The organism is Cobetia sp. 1AS1 (assembly GCF_029846435.1).
Taxonomy (GTDB): domain Bacteria; phylum Pseudomonadota; class Gammaproteobacteria; order Pseudomonadales; family Halomonadaceae; genus Cobetia; species Cobetia amphilecti.
Map to the genome: position 1 here is coordinate 573,823 of NZ_JARWKU010000001.1, position 21,523 is coordinate 595,345.

The following is a 21,523-nucleotide window of genomic DNA, read 5'->3' on the forward strand; positions in this document are numbered from 1 at the left end:
ATCTGGAGCGCCTCTCTCTGACGCTATCACCGCCATGGATTGGCGGTTGCTGTGAGGTCGCTTCGCCAATGCGCTACTGATGATGGTTATTTCAAAAGACAACGACAACGCCAAAGAGAAGGACATCCTCATGCAAATCAAGCTTTCCAACGCGCCGTGTTCCTGGGGTATCGAGTTTGCCGACAATCCCGCCAACCCCAGCTGGCAGACCGTACTGGATGAGATCGCCGGCGCCGGCTTCAAGGCGACGGAGCTGGGTCCGCTCAACTATCTGCCGACCGAGCAGGCAGCACTGGCGTCCTCGTTGGACAGCCGAGGGCTCGAGCTGATCGCCGGTACCATCTTCAAGCATCTGCATGACGCGTCACGTCGTCAGGAAATCCTGGATTACACCCGCGCGACCTGTGAAGTGCTCAAGCCGCAGCAGGGCAACTATATGGTCATCATCGATCACGTCAGCTCGCCGCGCACCGATGAGGCTGGCCAGCAGGAAGCCGCGACACGTCTCAATGATGAGCAATGGAATGAGATGATGGTCACTATCCGCCAAGTGGCTGAAATCTGTCAGGAATATGACGTGATGCCGGTGCTTCACCCGCATGCCGGCACCTATATCGAGTATCGTGATGAAGTCGATCGCGCCATGAAAGAGCTGGACTCTGACCTGGTCAAGCTGTGCATCGACACTGGCCATTGCACCTATGCCGGGATCGACCCCGCCGAGCTGATTCGCACCTACGGCGAGCGCGTCGCCTATATCCACTTCAAGGATATTCAGGCGCCGGTGCTGGAAAACGTGGTGAAGGATGGCATCGACTTCTACACCGCCATTGGTCAGGGCGTGTTCTGCCCGCTGGGCCAGGGCTGTGTCGACTTTGACGCGGTTCGCGAGAGTCTGGAATCCATCGGCTATCAAGGCTGGATCACCGTCGAGCAGGACGTGGACCCGACCAAGGACAACAGCGCGCTGGAAAATGCCCGCGAAAGTCGTGAATTCATTGAACGCAGCATTCTTGAAAAGGGCCTGGCGGAAGCCTGATCCGCATGAAGCCCTGTCGTCATCGCGCCAGAAGACGGCAGGGCACGGAAGATACCGCAATGACTTGTCTCGATAGCGTGGTGCGTCAGATGCCACGAGCACTCGAGCCACACCTGCCTCAGCAGTTCTCGTAATACTATAACAATCGATCACGAGAGGTCGTCATGCCCACTTCACACCCCGGTAGCGACACCGCTACCCCCTCAGCATCCACCGATTCCTCCTCACCCGACAATCAAGAAAAGCTGACGCCAGCGCAGCTTGTCTTCCTGATCAAGATCATTCTAGTGGCCGCCCTGGGTGGCCTGCTGTTCGGTTATGACACCGGCGTCATCTCCGGGGCCATCGGGCCCATCGCGCAGTATTTTGATCTGTCCGCCGCCGAGAAGGGCTGGGCAGTCTCATCTGTGGTCATCGGCTGTATCGGTGGCGCACTCATCGCCGGACGGCTGTCCATTGCCTATGGGCGCAAGGCCGTCTTCATGCTGTCAGCGTTGATGTTCACGGCGTCAGCACTGGGATCCGGCCTGGCGAGCACCTTTGATGCCTACATCTGGTGGCGCATTCTCGGCGGGATTGCCGTCGGCATGGCCAGTGTCATGGCACCGATGTATATCTCCGAGATGTCACCCGGGTATATGCGAGGGCGCACCGTCAGTCTGTTCCAGCAATCCGTGGTCTTTGGCCAGATGGTGGTGTTCTTCGTGAACTACTTCATTGCCAAGGGCATGGCGGAAACCTGGATCCTGAATCACGGCTGGCGCTGGATGCTGGGGTCTGAAGCGATCATTTCCATTCTGTTTGCGGTGCTGATTCCTTTCGTGCCGGAATCTCCACGTTGGTTGGTGCTGAAAGGGCGCTTGGACGATGCCCGCCGAGTCCTGGCGCGCTTCTATCATGGCGACGCCATTGAACGCACGCTGGGCGAGATCCAGAAATCCTTCCAGCACAATGAGAGCAAGCGTCACGCGTCGCTGCGTACCAAGGGGATGCTGGGGCTGGTGGCCATCGGGATCTTCATCGCGGCTGCCCAGCAACTGACCGGCATCAATGTGGTGATGTACTACGCCCCGGATGTGTTGTCCGCCGTCACTTCCAGCAATGAAGATGCCCTGTTCCAGACCTCCATCATGGGGGTGACCTTCGTCGCCGGTAACCTGCTGGGCATGCTGCTGATCGACAAGGTTGGCCGTCGTCCGCTGCTGATTGCGGGGAGCCTGGGCAGCATCGTTGGCATGACTTTCCTGGGTGTCGTGATCGGCAATGGCGAACCGGGCATCAGCGCCTTGATCGCCCTGATCGTCTATGTCGTCTCGTTTGCCATCTCCTGGGGGTGTGTCTGCTGGACACTGGTCTCCGAGATATTCCCCAATGCCATCCGCGCACGAGCCATGTCACTGGCCGTCGCCGCGCAGTGGCTGCTGGGCTTCATCGTCACTCAGACCTTCCCGATGATGCGCCAGAGTGACTTCCTCAATGAACTCGTCGGTGGTGGATTCAGCTTCTGGCTCTACGCTGTCCTGACCTTCATCAGCTTGATGATCGTGCTGCGCTACGTGCCGGAAACCAAGGGCAAGACATTGGAGGAGCTCGAGAACATCACAGGCACTCGCTTGAGCAAGCGTCGCCGTCGTCTTGCTCGTCAGGGCTTGCCACTGACCGCTGAGTAAACCAGGAGCGCTCTGGACTGTTCATCAAGCCGTCGTTATCTACTCCCGCTGGCAATCTTCACGTGCTGGCGGGAGCATGTCTTGCACCGGGCACTATCGTTCTGCCCCGATACCGATGGCATGATCAAAGGACACCAAGCCACAGCCAGAGGACACATGGATGAAGCATAACGTCGCGCGGTATGGCCTGATATTGAATACAGAACGGTTCGAGGAGTGTGTCGCTTTCTATCAAGGTCTTTTCGAACTGCCGCTGATGTTCAGCAAGGAAGATGGCAGTTTCAGGCTGACCTGCCTGTCTTATGGGGCGGGCTATCTGATGATCGAGCAGGGTGGGAAAGCCATTGAAGGCGGCAAGACACCAGAACAAGGTAGCGCCAAGCTACGCTTCAATGTCAGGGATATCGATCAGGCATTGGCAGATGTCAAAGCCTGGGGTATCGACGCCGAAATTGAAGAGACACCATGGGGCAGGACCATACATCTGCATGATCCCGACGGTAACCGGGTGGGGATTCGGGATGAGTCCGGGTTCGAGTTACAGGTCTCGAAATGAGAGCCTAACCCATTTGCACGATATCTTCTGAGAAGGCGAATCGTGTTCGCGTGTTTCTGGCCTCAAACACTTGCCCCTTGCGAGCCATCGCAAAATGATGGCAGGCAAGGGGCAGGTGTTACGACAAGTCAGTCTTGCGATGGCGAGGGTAGAGTATCAACTGCTGGCATTGGCGCTTGCGAGCTCCCGGCGGCGCTTACTTAGACGTGTACCAGTAATATCTTCCAATTCTTCCAGCGTCTTGCCTTTGGTCTCGGGCACATAGCGCATCACGATCAGCATGCTGAGCAAAATCAAGACGGCATATAGCCAGAAACTGAAGCCAGTGCCGAAGGCCGAGTTGAGGAACTCACTCTGACGTAGCATGGGGAAGGATTGGGTGACCACAAACCCCATGAACCATTGAGCCGCCAGAGCGATGGCCATTGCACGGCCGCGGATGGCATTGGGGAAGATTTCTGACAGTAGCGTCCAGCATACGCAGCCCCAAGAGACAGCAAAGGAAACGACATAGACAATAAGCGCCAGTAGTGCGCCGTAGCCAATGGCATCGCGCGAAATGATCAGCCCTAGTGCGCACATACCGATCATGCTGCCAATGCTTCCCGCTATCAGCAGCGGACGGCGGCCGACCTTATCGATGAGTAGCATGCCCAGCAAATTCCCGCCCACGAAGGTCACACCCATGATGGAGGTTTGTAACAGCGCATCTTCACTGCTTGAAGTTACGGTGGAGAGGACTTCCGGCGCGTAATACATCACGACGTTGATTCCTGTCAGCTGCTGGGCGCAGGCCAAGAATGAGCCCAGCACCACTAAACCAAGCAGGCCACGCTCTTTGAGGCTGATGCGATTCTCCAGGGTGGCGTCACGATAGGAAGAGACGATTTCTTTCAGCGTGCTCTCGACACGAGAGGCAGGGGTAAATTTGGCCAACACTCCGCGTGCTTGCTCGTGTCGTCCACGGAGGACCAACCAGCGAGGTGATTCGGGAATGAACATCAACAGAATGGCAAACAACAGGGCGGGCAAGGCTTCTGATCCCAGCATCCAGCGCCAGCCATGCTCAATGATCCAGGCCTCTGCCATGCCCTTGGCAATGAAGTAATTCACGAAGAAAACGACCATCTGACCAAAGACGATCGATTGCTGGAACAGGCTGACAGTGCGGCCTCGCAGGTGGCTTGGTGACATTTCTGATATGTACATCGGGGCGACGACACTTGCCAGGCCGACGGCCATACCACCGATGACTCGCCAGATACTGTAAACGGTGAAGTCCGTAGCTGTCGCTGAGCCAATGGCAGACAGGAAAAAGAGGATGGCAGCAATCAGGAAGGCCATACGCCTTCCGAATCGAATAGAGACCCAGCCTGCACAGATGGCGCCGCCGATACAGCCGATAACCACAGACGATACGGCCCAACCTTTCTCTGCTGGTGCTAATTGGAAGTAATCCGTGATGGGACCGATAGCACCTGAGATGACGCCGGTGTCATACCCGAATAGCAGTCCCCCTAGGGTTGCAATCAGCGTGATACGAATCAGATAGCCCAGTTGTCCTTTGGTCAGCCCCTGATGTTCGAAGCCGGTCTTGTGATGTGTCGATCCTGACGTGACTGGCATGCATGTCCTCCAGCGTCATGCTTGTGCAAGACGCGGTTGGCCAGGGTTCCGGCGGGTTGGCGTGGCCGGTCCTGATATTGTTCTGTTCTGAGGATGGACGTCTTGACGTTCTTGGCCCATGCGGGCCTATCCATCCTGATAAGACCGGAGCCAGCCATAAGGCTGACTCCGATATAGTGGGCACTATGAAGTTAGATTGCGGTAGCGGGGGCGAATTGCTCGCGGAGCGCTGTAACGCTCAGTGACAACTGATGTTCAAGCTTGGTGAGGTAGTCGCCCTCTTTGACAGGAGTGAAGGGGTCAGGGCCCATAGCTGGCGCCTCGATGATAATCGGCCCTGGATAACCCATTTCAGCCAGTTGTTCGAATTGTGGCTGCAGGGCGCTGTGGCCTTGGCCAATTCCGCCTCGATTGGAATCTGCGACGTGGTAAAGGCCGAGCTGCTGGCCGGTCTGCGCCAGTGCCTTCACAGGGTCGGCTTCCTCGATGTTCATGTGATAAGCGTCCAGCAACACTTTCAGCTGATCGCTGCCGACATCCTTGATCAGTTGGCGGCATTGCTCCCCAGTATTGATCAGGTGAGATTCGTAGCGGTTGAGCACTTCGAAAACCAAAGGTACCTGCCGCTCTGCAGCATAGGCACAGATTGGCCTGAGGAATTCAACGAGATAGCCGTATTCAGTGGCATGATCGCTACCTGCGGAGGGGCGGATGCGTCCCACCAACCCATGGAGTGATACTCGAGCACCGCCAATTGCATGCGCAAAATCAATAAGATCTCGGTAATACTTATCAGCGGCTTCCCGATCTGATGCATCCGGAGATGCCGGATCACAGTCACCCGGCGTCAGGGAAAAGACTTGCAGGTTGTGCTTCTGGCACAAGCCCAGTACATACTCGGGAGTAAAGCTTTCCAAGTCTCCGTGCAGCTCGACACCGTCAAACCCCAAGCGCGAGACGCGCTCAAAGGTATTTTCCAGAGAGATCGGGCCGAAAGTCCAAGTGCAGACACCTAGTTTCATGAATGACTCCATTGATCGCTATTGTTGTTGAAGGAAGTGAGTGCCCCCTGCCAGGATTAGATGTATGGCAGAGGGAGACATCAAAGTGTTGGCATCGTGAAGTGGCTTGTCTGCTCGCTTCTGAGTCCATCCGGCCAGCGAGTCGTTACGGCCTTCATGCGGGTATAGAAACGCACACCATCCGGGCCGTGCATGTGAAGCGGACCAAAGAGTGAGCGCTTCCAGCCGCCAAAGCTATGGAATGCCATCGGCACAGGGATGGGGACGTTTACGCCGACCATGCCGACCTGAATACGGGTGGTGTATTGGCGGGCAGCATCACCGTCGCGAGTGAAGATGGCCGTGCCATTGCCATACTCGTGGGCATTGATGAGGGAAATCGCCTCGTCGAGTGATTCCTGGCGAACCAGACACAAAACCGGCCCGAAAATTTCTTCGGCATAGATGCGCATATCTGGGCGCACATGATCAAAGAGGGTAGCGCCCACGAAATAGCCGTTCTCGTGCCCGGGAACCTTGATGTCACGGCCATCCACGACCAGCTCCGCACCTTGCTCGACACCGCTGTCGATGAACTCGATGACCTTGTCGGCATGCACGCGCGAGATCAGCGGTCCCATGTCATTTTCTTGCCCCTCGACTTCGCCGGGGCCAACTCGCAGGGTGGCCATCCGCTCGAGGATCTTGTCACGCAGTCGCTGAGCGGTTTGCTCACCGATCGGTACTGCTACGGAGATCGCCATGCAGCGCTCACCAGCACTGCCGTACGCCGCTCCCATCAGAGCGTCTGCGGCCTGATCCAGATCGGCATCCGGCATCACGACCATATGATTCTTCGCCCCCCCCAGGGCCTGAACACGCTTGCCATGTGCAGAAGCTGTGGAATAGATGTATTCGGCGATCGGGGTGGAACCGACAAAGGAAACGGCCTCGACCCGCTCATCGGTCAGCAGGACATCGACGGCTTCCTTGTCCCCATTGACGACGTTGAATACGCCCGGCGGCAGTCCGGCTTCTGTCAGCAGTTCTGCCATGCGCAGCGGAGCAGAGGGATCTTTCTCCGAAGGCTTCATGATGAAGGTATTGCCGGTTGCCAGGGCAATGGGGAACATCCACATCGGTACCATGGCCGGGAAGTTGAATGGGGCGATGCCTGCGCAGACACCTAGCGGTTGCATCAGAGAGTGGCTGTCTACGCCGGTACCGACGTTAAGAGAGTGTTCACCTTTTTGAAGGTGAGGCATGCCACAGGCGAATTCGACGACTTCCATGCCGCGAGTCACCTCACCGAGCGCATCCGAATGCACTTTGCCGTGCTCACGCGAAATCAGTGTGGCGAGTTCGTCGCTATGCTTTTCCAGCAGTGCCTTGAAGCGGAACAGGATGCGTGAGCGCTTGAGGGCTGAGGTGTTGGACCAGCCGGGGAAGGCGGCGCTGGCGGCAGCAATGGCGGAGCGGGTTTCCTCGGCACTGGCCAGTGACACACTTGCGGACTGCTCGCCCGTGGCCGGGTTGTAGACTGGTGCATTACGACCGCTGTCGCCGGGTTGCGTTTGACCATTGATGAAGTGATGTAACTGTTGCATGAACGTGTCCTCGTGGAGAGTGGTATTGGCGCTGACTCAAGCGAAGTGATCTGAGTCGTGCGGGCTGTCTATGCAGCCTAGTGGCCTAGAGCCGGCTCCCTCCGTGCGCAGAGGAATAAGAACCGTTCTATTTGTTGAGCGCGGTTGCCACATCATCCCGGCCCAAATATTTCGGATAACTTTGAAATGGCAGATGAATCAGGCGTTGATCAGCTCTGCCTCGCGTGCGAGATGAGCCAGATTGTCGTGACCGAGCGTTGCGTAGGTCAGCGGGTCGGCGACGGCAGGGTCTTGCTCGGCCTCTACAACTAGCCAGCGATCATCGTGCTGACCATATCCCTGACGCTTCAGCTCGGCGAAAAGCGCGGCAAAGTCGACACCGCCGTCTCCCGGCACGGTGAAAACGCCATCCAGTACGGCATCCAGGAAGGACTTGTCACGGTTGATCGCGTTGTCCATCAGTGCCATACGGATGTCCTTGCAGTGGACGTGGGTAATGCGGTTGCCATGCTTGCGTGCCACAGCGACGGGATCGCCACCGGCATAGGTCAGGTGACCGGCATCCAGCAACAGCTTCACCTGCTGGGTGGAGGCCATCAAACGGTCCACATCGGCTTCACTCTCGATGACGGTGCCCATGTGATGGTGATAAGCCATTTCCACGCCTTGAGACGCCATCTCTTTTGCGACAGCATCCAGGCCGGTTGTTAAACGCTCCCAATCGGCATCATTCATGACGGGGCGGCGTGAGACAGGAGTGTCTTGATCCCCATGTACACAGCGGCTGACTTCGCAATACACCATGACAGTAGCGCCACACGTCTTGAGCAGCTGAAGATGATCATTCAGGGCTTCCAGCTCTTCCTCGACGCTACGCTCCAGCAGGCGGCTTGAGTACCAGCCAGATACCAGCGCCAGATCGTGAGCATTGAGCACCTTAGACAGGGCATCGGGTGTGCGCGGGAATTTGTTTCCTAGCTCGAAACCGGCAAAACCTGCTTGGCGGCCTTCGCTGAGACAGACTTCCAGCGGTGTGTCGGCACCGAGGCTCGGAAGGTCATCGTTGGTCCAGGTCAGCGGGTTGATGCCTAGGCGAATGCTCATGGCGGTATCCTTCTTCGAGATATTAAGAGTGCAGGGAGACACGGTGGCCTCCAACGGCATGGCGTAGCTTCAGGGCCGGAGAGACTGGCTGTCTGTTGTCGCCCGACCCTGTGAATGTCTTAGTGAGCTTGTTGCTGTTTTTGCGTCACATAGCCCTGGTAGGCGTCACGGACCTCAGTACGTTCGCTGACCTCGGGAATGGCGACCTCCCACCAGTGCCCGCCTTCCTGGGTGGAGGGCAACGGATCAGTGTCTAGCGCGATGACGTAGGTTGTCTCTGAGGCCCGGGCACGCTCGAGGGCGGCTTCCAGTTCGCCAATCCCTGTGACCTGTTCGGCCTGACAGCCCAGCGCACGAGCGTGTGCCGCAAAATCCACCTTGGGAGCGCCTTCCGGAACGGTGCGACAGTCCTTGAGCAGATTGTTGAAACCGGCACCGCCAGTCGCGTGTTGTAGGCGATTGATGCAGCCGTAGCCTCGGTTATCGAGCACGACGACGGTCAATTTGTGGCCCAGCATCACTGAGGTGGCCAGCTCGGAGTTCAGCATCAGGTAACTACCGTCTCCCACTACGACGGTCACATCACGCGATGGGTGAGCCATCTTGACGCCCATCCCGCCGGCCAGTTCATAGCCCATGCATGAGAAGCCATATTCCACGTGATAACTGCCGGGGACAGTGGCTGCCCATAGCTTGTGAAGCTCACCTGGCAAGCCGCCGGCGGCACAGACCACGGTGGTGTCTTCTGTCGCTTGACGATTTACGGCACCAAGTACCTGAGCATCGGTTGGCAGCGAGAGTGCCTGGTCAGCCATCACGCTTTCCCTGACCGCTTTCCATTCCTGCTTGAGTCCAGATTGGCGTTGCACCCAGCTGTCTGGTGCAGCCCAGTCGGCTAGCCCCGTCGTTAAAGCTTCTATTCCGCGCAGTGCGTCGCACTGCAGCTGCTGTGCGCCATGCTTGACGGCATCGAAGCGACCGACATTGAGGCTGATGAGTGTTTGATCGGCGGCTTCAAAGAGCGTGCGAGAGCCGCTGGTAAAGTCTTGGAGTCGTGAACCGATGGCCAGAATGACATCTGCTTCACGTGCCAGCTGATTGGCGCTGGCCGCGCCCGTCACCCCAATCGCGCCCATATTGCGAGCGTGGCTCCAAGGCAGGGCACCTTTGCCTGCCTGTGTTTCGACCACGGGGATACCGTGCTGCTCGGCAAAGGTGGATAGAGCATCGCACGCCTCGCTGTAGTGCACGCCACCGCCTGCAATCAAAAGTGGGCGCTTGGCTGAGCGGAGCGTGTCTAACGCCATCACAAGCTCTTCCTGGGCGACAGGAGCACGGCGGATACGATGGAGCTGGCGGTCGAAGAAATCGGTAGGCCAGTCGTATGCCAGCGTCTGGACGTCCTGTGGCAGACACAGGGTGGCAGGGCCACAGTCCACGGGATCCAACAGCGTCGCCAATGCTTGGGGAAGGCTGGTCAGCAACTGTTCCGGCCGTGTGATGCGATCAAAGAAGCGCGAAACAGGCCGGAAGCAATCATTGACGCTCAGGCCGGGGTCGTTGAAATGTTCGACCTGTTGAAGCACCGGGTCTGGTGCGCGGCTGGCGAAGGTGTCGCCTGGCAAGAACAGCACCGGTAATCGGTTGACATGGGCAAGCCCGGCAGAGGTCACCATGTTGGTGGCACCAGGTCCGATGGACGAGGTACACGCCATGATTCGGCGACGGTTGTTCGCCTTGGCATAGGCGATGGCAGCATTGGCCATGCCTTGTTCGTTATGAGCACGATAGGTGGGGAACGCATCACTTGCGGCGTGCAAGGCCTCGCCAAGGCCTGCCACATTGCCGTGGCCGAAGATGGCAAAGCAGCCACCGAACAAGGGGACTTCCTGTCCGTTTTGCTCGATATATTGCGCACTCAGGTATCGCACCAATGCCTGAGCGACTGTCAGGCGCACGGTACCCGGCGCTGCCGCTGAGTGAGAAACAGAGCTCATTGCAGGACTCCTTCTGCGAGCGTGGTGGCAGAACTGGCATCCTCTGCGTTGCAATAGGCATCACGCAGTTTCTGCCAATGGGTAATCAATTCGAGATAGTTGTCAGCGGCCTGTCGGGTCAGGGTCGCGTCATCGATAGTGCCCGAAAGCCAAGCTTGGCTAGGGGCGGTGAACAGTGTACGGCCGACGGTGAACCCTTTGCAGATCGGGAAGCGTGCTGCTTGCTCGAAACCACGCTTTACGTCTTCGATGGGGGCATCCAGTCCCAGAAGTACGACACCGTGACACCAGCTATCACGTGTACTGATGATTTGGCTCACCTTTTCCCAGCCTTGGGCTGAAAGAGCCGGAAGCTTCCACCAATCAGGACGAATGCCGAGGTTGTAGAGACGCTCCAGACTGCGCGGAATGGTGGTCTCGTCGCAGGTGGGGGCGTCTGCCTGACGTGGCGGAATCACTTCAATCAGCAGTTCATGTCCAGAAATGCAGCAGGCGTCATACAGCTGGCGCAAGCGGGCTTCCTGGTCAAGGCGCAGTGTGGCTTCGTCATCGGGGTGGTAGAACACCAGGCACTTCACGATGTGATGGCGCGGCCAGCGTCTCAGCTGGCTACCGATGTCATCGCCATGCTGGAAGCGAAGTGGGCGTGAGCTGGGGAGCTCGACCGGGCGGCCGACCCACCATTCCAGTTCAGCGGTGTCATTGAGTGCATCCTGGCCCAAGACATCATCACAGAGGATCGCCGGCCGTGCGATGCCGGCTTGCTGTGCTGCTGTGCGGGTGGCTTGTACCAGTAACTGCTTCAAGCGAGGCAGACGCTCGGGGTTACCTTCGACATCGCGTGCCATGTCCAGGAATTGGCGGCGATGGTCGAATGCCAGTCCCAGCACGCTGTCCCAGTGCGCTACACGACGAGTGGTGACGCGATGCAGGTGGGTTAGATGATCATCAAGATCCGGGCGAGGCACGGACTCGCGGCGGCTCAGATAATCGAACAGTTCCGCCTCTGTGGGCATGGCTGGTGCACACCCGTGACGGGACACCACCAAGGCGCCGCACGCGTTGGCGTAATGGCCGCAAGTTTCCCAACCTTCATCGCGCAGGTAGCCACGCAGGAAACCGCTCATGAAAGCATCGCCGGCACCGAGTACATTCATGACCTCGACCTTGACGCCCTCGACCAGAATGCCGTCTTCCAGTTGTTGCGGGATCTCTTCTTCGAAGATGACGCAGCCACGCGCCCCTATCTTGCACACGAGCACTGCCTCGCTATGACGGCGAACTTCACGCAGCGCTTCTAGCGTGTCAGTACTGTTGCCGGCAATGTGAAACTCTTCTTCCGTGCCGACGATCAGGTCAAAGTCGCCAAGCCAACGTGCCATGTGCTGGCTTACGCTTTCATCCGCGACGAACCGAGTCTCGCCGTCGCCAATGCTGGTCAGCCCCCAGAGCACTGGCCGGTAGTCGATGTCCAAGACACGCTTTACACCAGCGTTTCGTGCAGCATCCAGTGCCTTGCGAGCAGCGCGCTGCGTACGCGGTGTAGAGAGATGAGTGCCGGTGATGGCCAAGGCACGTGCCCGGGAGATAAATGCTGGATCGACATCATCTTCATCAATGGCCATGTCAGCACAGTCGTTACGAACAAAGAGTAGGGGGAACTGGTCTTTGTCCTTGATGCCGAGGAGCACCAGGCCCGTCAGGCGTTCAGGATCGCGGATTAAGTGGCTGACATCACAACCGGCCGAGGTGAGCTCTTCGCGCAGAAACTCCCCCATCTGCTCGTTGCCAACTCGAGCTAGCATCGAGGATTTGAGTCCAAGGCGTGCCGTACCATACGCCATATTGCCGGAGCTCCCGCCCAGGTATTTCTTGAAGCTGGTGGCGTCCTCGAGACGCGCACCGATCTGTTCAGCGTAGAGGTCAACGGCGACGCGGCCGAGGCAAATGACATCCAGATCCGGTGAGTGAGGAGAGTGGCGCGTCATGGGCATATCCCTTAATGGGCCGGTGTTACCCGGCATTGACAATAATCGATGTAGATCGAGGTATCGGGGGAGCCCCGTAGTGCTTATTGATGATCTACGTGTACGCCTGCTAGCAGTCAGGCAACAGAGGCGGAATCCGTCCGTTGGAACTCTGCCAACTCTGCATCCAGGCTGGCCATTTCCTCGCCACCGGCCATCATGTTGAGCACTTCCTCACGAGTGATGTCCTCTTTGCGCCAGCTTCCTAATGAGGTGCCGCGCTTGAGCAGAGTAAAGGCATCACCGATGGGGTAGGCGTGATGGACGTTATGCGTGATGAAGATGACGCCGAGCCCTCGGTTGCGCGCCTGAGCGATATAGCGCAGTACCTTCGATGCCTGCTTGACACCTAGTGCTGACGTTGGCTCATCCAGAATGAGCACCTTGGCACCGAAGTAGACAGCGCGTGCGATTGCGACACACTGGCGTTCGCCGCCTGACAGCGTGCCGACTGGTTGAGACGGGTCACGCACATCGATCCCGATCTTGGCCATCTCTTCACGTGCCACCCGATCTGCAAACTCCCAGTCCACATATTTGAAAGGACCGAACCCCTTGGTGGGCTCACGGCCCATGAAGAAATTACGGGTGATCGACATCAAGGGAATCATTGCGAGGTCCTGGAAGACCGTTGCGATGCCGGCATCGAGTGCCTGGCCGGGGGACGTGAAATTGGCAGGATTCCCCTCCAGCAGCAGTTCACCGTGAGTCGGGGCATGCACTCCTGATAACGTCTTGATGAGGGTCGACTTGCCGGCGCCGTTATCGCCGAGCAGGCACATGACCTCGCCTGCGTAGACTTTCAATGAAATATTGGAAAGGGCGACTACGTTGCCGAAGTGCTTGTCGACAGCCTGCATCTCGATAAGAGGAGTGCGGGTGTCAGCGGCTTTCGGAGTATCACCTCTGGCGCGATCGGCGGCGGTCGTAGTCTGTTCCGGCGTCTGTTGCAGGTTGGCGTTAGTAGTCATTACTTAGCCTCCAGAGCTTTCTTGCGCACGTAATTGTTGAACAGTACTGCGATCAGGAGCATGGCGCCGAGGAAGACCTTGAACCAGTCAGTGTTAACGCCGGTGTAGAAGATGCCCATCTGTACCGTGCCGAAGATAAGCGCACCGAATACGGCACCCACGGCAGAGCCATAGCCGCCTGTCAGCAGAGCTCCGCCGATCACGACGGCGATGATGGCTTCCAGTTCCTTGAGCAGACCGCGAGTCGTGTCGGCTGAACCGGTATCCATGACTTGCAGGCAGGCAAAGATGGTGGCGGCGACAGCGGTAAAGATGAACAGCAGGATCTTGACCTTCATTACAGGGACGCCGACGTTGCGTGCAGCATTCACATCACCGCCGCAGGCGAATATCCAGTTGCCGAAGCGGGTGTAAAGCAGCAGCCAGGTCGCGGCAGCGGCCAGTACAATCCACCAGACGATAGAGACCGGGACACCAGTGACACTTGGATTTCCCGCGAAGTTGGTGGCAATCCAGCCTTGGGCTGCCATCCAGCTGAAGAGGCCAGTAAATACCTCGCCGGAGAAAAACGGTGCCAACCAGTCATGATCGGCAATCTCTTGCAGACCGCTGACTTGGGTGCGTCCAGTCGTCAAGCGGGTCAGGCCGATGGCCAGGCCGCGCAGGATGAACAGAAAGCCCAGTGTGACGATGAAGGAGGGCAGACCTGTGCGCATCACCAGATAGCCGTTAATCCAGCCAATCAGGACGGCGCAAGCAAAGGCGAAAGTAATGGCCAGCCAGAGGGGCCAGCCGTATTGCACGGCAGGGATGGCAATCAAGATGCCGGCAAAGCCGATCATTGAGCCTAGGGAAAGGTCGAATTCACCACCGATCATCAGGAGCGATGCCGCGATGGCGAGAATGCCTAGCTGCGCAGAGACTTCCAGGAAGTTGAGGATGCCCGCCAGGCTGAACATGCCGGTCCCCGAAGCGGCGACAGAGAAGAAGGCAAATACCAGGATGGTGCCGGCAATGGCGCCAAATTCGGGACGTTTCAGTGCGGCCTTGAGAGGGTGGACGCGGCGAAGCCGTTCGTCATCAGCGGCCGGAACGGCACTGATAGTGTGATCAGTCATGATGCTCTCTCCGGGCGTCCTCATAGGGGGAGGACGCCATGTCATGGAAATGAAAGTTTTGCCAAATTGAGCTTTTCGCTTAGCGAATGCCTTGCTCTGAAAGCTCGATGACCTGACCTGCATTCTCGGCGGTGACAAATCCGGGGCCTGTGGCGACATCGCCAGCCGGCATCAGACCGTGTATGTGGTACTGATGCATGAAGACCACCGGCAGATAGCCCTGCAGGTACTGTTGTTGATCAATGGCAAAGTTCATTTCACCCGACTGAATGGCGGCGAGTATGTCGGGGGAGAGATCGAAGGTGCCGAGCTGGAATTTTTGAGTAGCGCCAGCTTCTTGCATTGCCTTGAGCATTGGCTCGGAACCGAGAGGCCCCAAGGCGAGGATGGCATCCACTTCGCTGTGCTGATTGAGGTAGGCAACGAGAGAGTTTTTGATTTCGGTGGGATCGGTGCTGGTGGCTAGTTCACTGGCGCTACCGTCGAACCCCTTGATGAAGCCCGCGCACCGTGCATCTAGCCCTACGTTGCCTTGCTCCTGATTGATGCAGAGTCCGTGTTTGGCGCCGCTCTCTACCATGCGTTCTGCCGCACCTCGCCCTGCTTCATATTCACTCTGACCAATGTGAAGTTGTGCGCCGACCTCCTTGGACTTATCGCCACCAGAATTGATGGTGATGACCGGGATCTGCTGATCCACAGCATTCTTGATGCCTTTGCCCAGTGCATCAGCGTCGGTCAGGGAAATGATAAGGCCATCTGGCTTTGAAGCTACTGCAGCATCCAGCAGTTGCGCCATCTTTGCCATGTCAAAGGTAGAAGGTGCGCGGTACTCGACTTCGACGCCAAGTTCTTCAGCTGCATCGTCAGCGCCGCGCTTGACGACTGACCAGAAGGGGTCGGAGTTCTGGCCATGCGTGATCATGACGTAGCGCTCGGTGTCGGCTGCCCAGGCGGCATTGGCCACAGAGACTGCTAACAAGGCTGTCGTGAGACTGGCTATCGCACGACGCAGGCGTGGCATCCTTCTGTGAGAGTTCGGAGAGGTGGCGAGAGGCTCGACTTTGTACATGGTTGGCTCCTGACGTTCTTTGGTTATTGTCTTTGTCAGTGAGGAAGAGCGGACTGGCGCTGCTCTCTTCCAGTATGCGAGTGCCCGGTGGTCTGGAACATGGCGTATTCCATCGCGACCGGTAGTTGGAATGTAGATTCCACTCAGATGGAATGCAACCGGAATATTCATTTTATTTTGATCTTGGAATTTTCATTCCATGCGCCTAGACTCCTCCCTATCGCCTACCGGGGGATCGCCAAGATCTCAGCGCCCAGTCAGGTAGGCACAGCGAGGAGTATTTATGCCAGATCCCAATTCCTTGCAGCGCGCCGCGCGTCAGCTGCAGACTTTTGAAGCCCTAGAGGCGCATATAGGCGAGCAATATCCCGAGCTCTCCAAGCGCTTGCAGCAGAGTGCTCGCTTTCTTCTGGATCATCCCCAGGAAGTGGCATTCGGCACGGTAGCCGCACTGGCTGACAAAGCTGGGGTGACACCCTCCACCATGATCCGCTTTGCGAATGCGCTGGGATTCTCTGGCTTTTCGGAGATGCAGAAGCTGTTCCGCTCACGCTTGGTTGAGGCAGAGCCCGATTACAACGAACGCATTCGTGTGGCTCGTGAGGTCACTGGGACGAGCCCAAGCGTCAACGAGCTACTGATGAATTTCGCCGAGGCCAATCTGCAAGCTTTGGCTCAGTTGCCTCATCGCGTGCCGACGCAAGATATCGAGCGGGCGCTGGACCTCATGCAGGCCGCGGAGGCCATTCATCTGTTGGGTGCTCGCCGTAGCTTCGTGGTCTCAAGTTACCTGGCCTATTCGCTGCGTCACGTGGCCAAGCGTGCGTTTCTCATGGATGGGATGGGGGCGATGTATCGCGAGCAGGCCGAGGCAGTGTCTGAACGGGACTGTCTATTGGTGACCAGCTTTGCCCCCTATGCCGAGGAGGTACAAAACGCCGTCAGGTCGGTCAGGGAGCGAGGGGTCCCCATCATATTGATTACGGATTCCTCGTTGAGCCCTCTGACTCGCCAAGCGGATGTGGCATTGGTCGTCAATGAGGCGGAAGTACAGGGATTCAGAGGATTGACCTCCACGTTATGTCTGGCACAAGTGCTGGCAATCGGGCTGGGGGTTCGCAATGAAGCCAATATGGCAACAGATAGTCAGAAATTGCAGATAGAAAACTGATGTTTCAATAACCAGCGGGTTCTCTTGGCAAGTCAACACAGGAGGTGTTGCCTTCCAGCCCCGCGACTTCTCGCAATGCAGTTGCAACAAGCTCAACAACAAACGCCATGAAGAGGAAGTCTTATATGAAAATCGCTCTGTTAGGTGCCGGTCGCATCGGCCGTGTTCATGCTCGCGCTATCTCTGACCACCCGACGGCCGAGCTGGCTTCGGTTAGCGACGCCTTTTCTGCAGCAGCCGAGTCACTGGCTAGCGAGTACGGCGTGCCGGTGCTAAGTGCTGATGATGTTTTCAGCTCTGACGATATTGACGGTGTCTTGATTGCGTCTTCAACACCAACGCATTCTGACTTCCTGGAACGCGCCGCTCGTTCTGGCAAGGCCGTACTGTGTGAAAAGCCGATTGACCTGGATCTAGTGCGTACGCGCCATTGTCTCGCGGTATTGGAAGAGTATCCGGTCACCTGCGCTCTGGGGTTCAATCGTCGTCACGACCCCCAGTTTTCCGCGCTGAAGACCGCAATGGACTCAGGACGCATTGGCAAGTTGGAAATGATCACGATCACCAGCCGTGACCCTGAGCCGCCCCCCGCTGAATATATTGCAGCCTCGGGCGGTATCTTCCGTGACATGAGCATTCATGATCTGGATATGGCTGCCTGGTTGCTCGGAGAGCCTGTAACGGAAGTGACAGTAAGTGGCAGCTGTCTTGTGGACCCGGCTATTGGTGAGGCAGGTGATCTCGACAGTGTCCTGATCAATCTGAAGAGTGCGTCGGGCAAGTTGGTCAATATCAGCAATTCTCGCCGGGCCTGCTATGGCTACGATCAGCGTATTGAAGTGTTTGGCAGCAAGGGGATGTTGGAGGCGCGCAACGAAACGGATACTCAGTTGCGTTTCACAGGTGCCGAGGGGGTCGTGGATGAGCGTCCACAGTGGTTCTTCCTCGAGCGTTACTCGCGCGCTTATGCACAGGAAGTCGCCGACTTCGTGGCAGCCTGGCAGGAAAATCGGGCGCCGTTGGCAGGAGCGCAAGATGGTCTGGCGGCACTTGAACTAGCAGAAGCCGCGCTGATTTCCTACCGAGAAGGTCGGCGAGTCTTGCTCAGTGAAATCCGCTGAGACCTGCTTAGTAATTTGAATTGCCATCGCCATGATAGGAGTCGACCAATGAGCCTTCTGGTAAGACCGCATGCCCCGAGTGAAGATGGCACCTTGCTCGAGGTAACCCCGGAATCTGCAGGCTGGACACACGTGGGCTTTCGCGTGCATCGCTTGAAACAAGGTGAGCGTTTCGAGCGCCACACCGAGAGTCGTGAGCAATGCCTCGTGCTGCTCTCGGGGCGCGCGACCGTGCGTACCGGTGACCAGACTTTCGAGAATATCGGCGAGCGCATGAGTGTTTTCGATCACTTGCCTCCCTATTCGGTGTACCTGCCAGATGGCGTCGCCTACTCGGTAGAAGCCCTGACAGAGCTTGAAATAGCAGTTTGTAGTGCTCCGGGGCATGGCAACCATGCCGCGCGCCTGATTCGCCCCGAGCAGGTGGCCTGTTCGACACGAGGCGAGGGGACCAATACGCGCCATGTGCAGGACATTCTTCCGCAGACAGAGCCTGCTGATAGTTTGTTGGTGGTTGAGGTCTATACACCGCCGGGTAATTGGTCCAGCTACCCGCCGCACAAGCATTGTGCGGACAACCTCCCGGAGGAGTCTTTCCTTGAGGAAACCTATTATCACAAGCTCAATCCGTCACAGGGCTTTGCGTTCCAGCGCGTCTATACCGATGATCGCTCTCTGGATGAGACCATGGCGGTGGAGGACGGTTGCTGTGTGATGGTGCCGGAGGGATATCATCCCGCCGCCGCCCCGCACGGCTACGAGCTCTACTACCTCAATGTCATGGCCGGCCCCAAGCGGGTGTGGAAGTTCAAGAATGATCCTGCGCATGAGTGGATCGTCGAGCAGGCGTGATAGACAGGCTATTCTTCGGTAAGTCGTAAAAAAGCCCGCCTCTGGACATTCCAGAGGCGGGCTTTTGCGTTCATGGCGTCACATTACGCCAGGAGCTTCATACCAGCTCGCGGTTTTCTTGCCGTGCACTGCGGCGATCACGTGCGACCGCGCGGCAGATGACGATCAATACCGCCAGGGTGAGCACTGGCCATACCAGTACGTAGGTGGCAAATAGCAATGTCATGTGTGTTGTCTCCCTGTTCTGTCTCGGACGTATCCAGAATCATGCGCCGGTGGAGGCAGCAGGCTGAGTCTGGATCGGTGTTGTCGTATTACGATCACCTGAGTCGAGTGCTTCGTCATAGTTGCCGACACGTGCGGTGATGGTGTCGAAGTCGAAGCGTTCCTGGCGGCTGGCGAGGCTCATGACCACACACACCAGGGTGCTGGTGCCGTAAGCGGTCAGCGATGCCAGTAGGACGGTGTAGTCGCGCAGGAAGTCAGTCGCGAAGATCAGCATGGCGATCATGGCCGCGATTCCAGCAAGGATGCCAAGGATGCGCCCCAGGAAGCCGAATACCATCAGACCGATGATCACGCCGCCGCCGATGCTGGCGAGCAGCTCGAAGAACAGACCGCTCATGCCCGTCAGCGGCACCAGTTCAAAGCGTGCCAGGCAGAACATCACCATCGCGACGATGACCGACGTGGTGAAGGCGGTGTTGGTCACCCGGTTCCAGAAGCAGCTGGCGATGACCGGGAAGACGATCGCGCCCCACAGAGCCCCGACGAAGACCAGCATCACCAGGATATCCAGTGAGAAGCTGGCGAAGACGATACCCAGCACCGTGGCGATGATCATGGTCAAGCGGCCGATGAAGAGCATGCGCTTCGGGTCTGGCTTGCCGCGGGCGATATTCTTGCCATAGACATCGGCCATGATGATGGCGGACAGCGCGGAAAGGTCGGAATCCGCGGTGGAGGACAGCGAGCCGATCACCAGAATGAAGAACAGCGCGATGAAGAACGGCGGCAGATACTCGGACACCATCTGCGGGATGAGGTTGTTCATGTCGCCGTTGAGCGGCTCTACCCCGAGTGTCAGTGCCATCAGGCCAATCATGCCCAGGCCGATGACGATGGCGCCATAGCCCAGCGTCGCGGTGAGGAAGGTCGGCTTGATGTGGTCTTCGTTGACGGCGAACAGGCGCTGGGAAATGGTCTGGTTACCGATCGCATAGGCCAGTACCGCGACGAAGAAGGGCGCCCCCTGGTTCAGGATGGCATCCGTCGAAAAGAAATTGGCCTGCTCTGGCGTCAGGTTATCCAGGCCTGCGACCAGCTCTGTCGGGCCACCCATCGCAAAGAACACCGCCGGAATGATCACGATGGCGATCGCCATCAGGGCAACCAGTTGCGCGAAGTCGGTCAGTACCGAGGCGCGGAAGCCCGACCACAGGGTATAGAACAGCACCCCCACGCCCGCCATGATCACGCCCGCCTGGAAGGACAGCGGCGAGAGCACGGAGACGAGCGCCCCGGCGGCGGTGAAGTTGACCATCAGGCTGATCACGCTACCCAGCAGGTTGGAGAGCGCCAGAATCAGCTGACTGGAGGAGCCGTGGCGCGCATGGATCAGCTCGCCCAGTGTATGCGCATTGGGCGCCAGCTTGCGGAAGCGGCGACCGAAGGGGTAGATGAACAGAATCATCAGTGCACCCCACAGGCCATAGTGGATCGGCCCTGAGACACCATAGGTATAGCCGGAGGTAGCGGCAGCATAGAAGGAGGCCGCCCAGATCCAGGTAGCCGTCATGCTTGCCGCGCCCATGCCGAAGCCAACGCGATGGTTGGAGACCATGAAGGCATCGGCATCTTCATTTTTCTTGCGGATCCCCAGCGTCATCAGGTAGGTGCCGCCATAGAAGGCAAGCAGTAGCAGTACGACAGTCAGGGTAGAGAATTGATATAGCGATTCGTTGTTCAAGAACTGGCCCTCGGTAGGGAAACAGGGCGCTACGCAACGCAGTTGCCCGAGGGCAAACGGTTGTCGATAGCGACGAGTAAGGAGGGGAAGGTTCTTAGCCGTGGACGTAGTTCTGCGTCATTTGCTCAAGCAAATGGCATCCAGCGCAGCACATGGGCCGCGTCATCAATAATCGGCAATCTCGGTCAATGAAGACGGAGTTGGTGGCACTTCCCGGTCAGGCGGGAACTTGGGGGAGGGCGGCGTGGCATGCATCTGCCTTCATCGGAATAATGATATCGCATACGCGTCCTTGTTATCGGTCAAGCCTTGCAAGAGCGCTGATGCGAGTTGTTGGTCAGCCCCAAGCTTGGCGAAACGGTGTTTTTATTTTCTCTTGTTATCAAATTCGTTGGCAACGATAAATTATGCGCATGTCAATGTCCACACCCTGGCGGGGAAAGCTTGCCTCTCATTCACGTCAACGGTGGTTGGACGAGCGGGTGCGACGATGTTGAGTTGCGTGACACGTGCCAGAGCAGCATGGAAGACATGACGTATTATATAAATAATATTGCTCGGCACGACTTGTGTTTATTTGCTGAGTTTTCTGAATGGTGCCAGAAAACGGAATAAATCGTTG

At 57.6% G+C, this 21,523-nt stretch carries 17 protein-coding genes; 6 read left to right on the top strand and 11 right to left on the bottom strand.

What is annotated here, in order from left to right:
• Window positions 1-130 precede the first annotated feature (130 nt).
• The 3 genes from QD280_RS02455 to QD280_RS02465 all read left to right on the top strand — a co-directional run bounded on the left by QD280_RS02455 (window position 131) and on the right by QD280_RS02465 (window position 3,265).
• The gene (locus QD280_RS02455; RefSeq protein ID WP_279838195.1) at window positions 131-1,039 is read left to right on the top strand and encodes a TIM barrel protein; all 909 of its coding nucleotides are present in this window, start codon (window positions 131-133) and stop codon (window positions 1,037-1,039) included.
• A 164-nt stretch (window positions 1,040-1,203) separates the two neighbouring features.
• The gene (locus tag QD280_RS02460) at window positions 1,204-2,709 is read left to right on the top strand and encodes a sugar porter family MFS transporter (protein ID WP_082388443.1); all 1,506 of its coding nucleotides are present in this window, start codon (window positions 1,204-1,206) and stop codon (window positions 2,707-2,709) included.
• A gap of 160 nt (window positions 2,710-2,869) precedes the next feature.
• Window positions 2,870-3,265: a VOC family protein gene (locus QD280_RS02465; protein WP_192837996.1), complete on the top strand. Its 396-nt coding sequence runs from the start codon at window positions 2,870-2,872 to the stop codon at window positions 3,263-3,265.
• A gap of 156 nt (window positions 3,266-3,421) precedes the next feature.
• On the opposite strand, the gene QD280_RS02470 is transcribed toward QD280_RS02465, so the two are convergent.
• The 9 genes from QD280_RS02470 to QD280_RS02510 form a co-directional block, all read right to left on the bottom strand.
• Window positions 3,422-4,891, bottom strand: coding sequence for a sugar porter family MFS transporter (locus tag QD280_RS02470; RefSeq protein WP_279838196.1), 1,470 nt, complete (start codon window positions 4,889-4,891; stop codon window positions 3,422-3,424).
• 191 nt (window positions 4,892-5,082) lie between these two features.
• A complete protein-coding gene (locus QD280_RS02475) occupies window positions 5,083-5,913 on the bottom strand; it encodes a sugar phosphate isomerase/epimerase family protein (protein ID WP_192837998.1) in 831 nt (276 codons plus the stop codon).
• 80 nt (window positions 5,914-5,993) lie between these two features.
• Window positions 5,994-7,499, bottom strand: coding sequence for a CoA-acylating methylmalonate-semialdehyde dehydrogenase (locus QD280_RS02480; protein WP_192837999.1), 1,506 nt, complete (start codon window positions 7,497-7,499; stop codon window positions 5,994-5,996).
• A 198-nt stretch (window positions 7,500-7,697) separates the two neighbouring features.
• A complete protein-coding gene (gene iolE, locus QD280_RS02485; RefSeq protein WP_192838000.1) occupies window positions 7,698-8,603 on the bottom strand; it encodes a myo-inosose-2 dehydratase in 906 nt (301 codons plus the stop codon).
• A gap of 119 nt (window positions 8,604-8,722) precedes the next feature.
• The gene (iolD, locus tag QD280_RS02490; RefSeq protein ID WP_279838197.1) at window positions 8,723-10,600 is read right to left on the bottom strand and encodes a 3D-(3,5/4)-trihydroxycyclohexane-1,2-dione acylhydrolase (decyclizing); all 1,878 of its coding nucleotides are present in this window, start codon (window positions 10,598-10,600) and stop codon (window positions 8,723-8,725) included.
• Window positions 10,597-12,588: a 5-dehydro-2-deoxygluconokinase gene (gene iolC, locus QD280_RS02495; protein ID WP_279838198.1), complete on the bottom strand. Its 1,992-nt coding sequence runs from the start codon at window positions 12,586-12,588 to the stop codon at window positions 10,597-10,599. The genes iolD and iolC overlap by 4 nt, the downstream gene beginning before the upstream one ends.
• Window positions 12,589-12,704: 116 nt before the next feature.
• Complete coding sequence (locus QD280_RS02500) at window positions 12,705-13,487, bottom strand: ATP-binding cassette domain-containing protein (protein WP_192838264.1); 783 nt, start codon at window positions 13,485-13,487, stop codon at window positions 12,705-12,707.
• Window positions 13,488-13,597: 110 nt separating this feature from the next.
• Window positions 13,598-14,716 (bottom strand): ABC transporter permease, encoded by a 1,119-nt coding sequence (locus QD280_RS02505; RefSeq protein WP_192838003.1) that lies wholly within the window; start codon window positions 14,714-14,716, stop codon window positions 13,598-13,600.
• Window positions 14,717-14,795: 79 nt separating this feature from the next.
• Window positions 14,796-15,788: a sugar ABC transporter substrate-binding protein gene (locus QD280_RS02510; protein ID WP_279838199.1), complete on the bottom strand. Its 993-nt coding sequence runs from the start codon at window positions 15,786-15,788 to the stop codon at window positions 14,796-14,798.
• Window positions 15,789-16,071: 283 nt separating this feature from the next.
• On the opposite strand from QD280_RS02510, the gene QD280_RS02515 reads away from it, so the two are divergent.
• From QD280_RS02515 to iolB, 3 genes are all read left to right on the top strand, one after another.
• On the top strand, window positions 16,072-16,959 hold the full coding sequence (locus tag QD280_RS02515; protein ID WP_279838200.1) for a MurR/RpiR family transcriptional regulator: 888 nt from the start codon (window positions 16,072-16,074) through the stop codon (window positions 16,957-16,959).
• A 125-nt stretch (window positions 16,960-17,084) separates the two neighbouring features.
• Entirely contained in the window at window positions 17,085-18,080 is a 996-nt protein-coding gene (gene iolG / locus QD280_RS02520) for an inositol 2-dehydrogenase (protein ID WP_215824256.1), read from the top strand.
• 48 nt (window positions 18,081-18,128) lie between these two features.
• Window positions 18,129-18,932 carry a 5-deoxy-glucuronate isomerase gene (gene iolB / locus QD280_RS02525; RefSeq protein WP_192838006.1) on the top strand — a complete coding sequence of 268 codons (804 nt, stop codon included), beginning with the start codon at window positions 18,129-18,131 and terminating at the stop codon, window positions 18,930-18,932.
• A gap of 97 nt (window positions 18,933-19,029) precedes the next feature.
• On the opposite strand, the gene QD280_RS02530 is transcribed toward iolB, so the two are convergent.
• Together QD280_RS02530 and QD280_RS02535 are read right to left on the bottom strand one after the other, a co-directional pair.
• On the bottom strand, window positions 19,030-19,158 hold the full coding sequence (locus tag QD280_RS02530; RefSeq protein ID WP_233593508.1) for a putative transporter small subunit: 129 nt from the start codon (window positions 19,156-19,158) through the stop codon (window positions 19,030-19,032).
• Window positions 19,159-19,197: 39 nt separating this feature from the next.
• On the bottom strand, window positions 19,198-20,901 hold the full coding sequence (locus QD280_RS02535; RefSeq protein ID WP_279838201.1) for a sodium:solute symporter family protein: 1,704 nt from the start codon (window positions 20,899-20,901) through the stop codon (window positions 19,198-19,200).
• Between the last annotated feature and the right edge of the window lie 622 nt (window positions 20,902-21,523).

What these genes read in the sequence shown, in the direction of transcription:
- QD280_RS02500 (WP_192838264.1), bottom strand. Translation starts at nt 13,487, where the DNA reads ATGCAGGCTGTCGACAAGCACTTCGGCAACGTAGTCGCCCTTTCCAAT.
- QD280_RS02515 (WP_279838200.1), top strand. Translation starts at nt 16,072, where the DNA reads ATGCCAGATCCCAATTCCTTGCAGCGCGCCGCGCGTCAGCTGCAGACT.
- QD280_RS02465 (WP_192837996.1), top strand. Translation starts at nt 2,870, where the DNA reads ATGAAGCATAACGTCGCGCGGTATGGCCTGATATTGAATACAGAACGG.
- iolB (WP_192838006.1), top strand. Translation starts at nt 18,129, where the DNA reads ATGAGCCTTCTGGTAAGACCGCATGCCCCGAGTGAAGATGGCACCTTG.
- QD280_RS02460 (WP_082388443.1), top strand. Translation starts at nt 1,204, where the DNA reads ATGCCCACTTCACACCCCGGTAGCGACACCGCTACCCCCTCAGCATCC.
- QD280_RS02510 (WP_279838199.1), bottom strand. Translation starts at nt 15,788, where the DNA reads ATGTACAAAGTCGAGCCTCTCGCCACCTCTCCGAACTCTCACAGAAGG.
- QD280_RS02475 (WP_192837998.1), bottom strand. Translation starts at nt 5,913, where the DNA reads ATGAAACTAGGTGTCTGCACTTGGACTTTCGGCCCGATCTCTCTGGAA.
- iolC (WP_279838198.1), bottom strand. Translation starts at nt 12,588, where the DNA reads ATGACGCGCCACTCTCCTCACTCACCGGATCTGGATGTCATTTGCCTC.
- iolD (WP_279838197.1), bottom strand. Translation starts at nt 10,600, where the DNA reads ATGAGCTCTGTTTCTCACTCAGCGGCAGCGCCGGGTACCGTGCGCCTG.
- QD280_RS02455 (WP_279838195.1), top strand. Translation starts at nt 131, where the DNA reads ATGCAAATCAAGCTTTCCAACGCGCCGTGTTCCTGGGGTATCGAGTTT.
- iolG (WP_215824256.1), top strand. Translation starts at nt 17,085, where the DNA reads ATGAAAATCGCTCTGTTAGGTGCCGGTCGCATCGGCCGTGTTCATGCT.
- QD280_RS02505 (WP_192838003.1), bottom strand. Translation starts at nt 14,716, where the DNA reads ATGACTGATCACACTATCAGTGCCGTTCCGGCCGCTGATGACGAACGG.
- QD280_RS02470 (WP_279838196.1), bottom strand. Translation starts at nt 4,891, where the DNA reads ATGCCAGTCACGTCAGGATCGACACATCACAAGACCGGCTTCGAACAT.
- QD280_RS02530 (WP_233593508.1), bottom strand. Translation starts at nt 19,158, where the DNA reads ATGACATTGCTATTTGCCACCTACGTACTGGTATGGCCAGTGCTCACC.
- iolE (WP_192838000.1), bottom strand. Translation starts at nt 8,603, where the DNA reads ATGAGCATTCGCCTAGGCATCAACCCGCTGACCTGGACCAACGATGAC.
- QD280_RS02480 (WP_192837999.1), bottom strand. Translation starts at nt 7,499, where the DNA reads ATGCAACAGTTACATCACTTCATCAATGGTCAAACGCAACCCGGCGAC.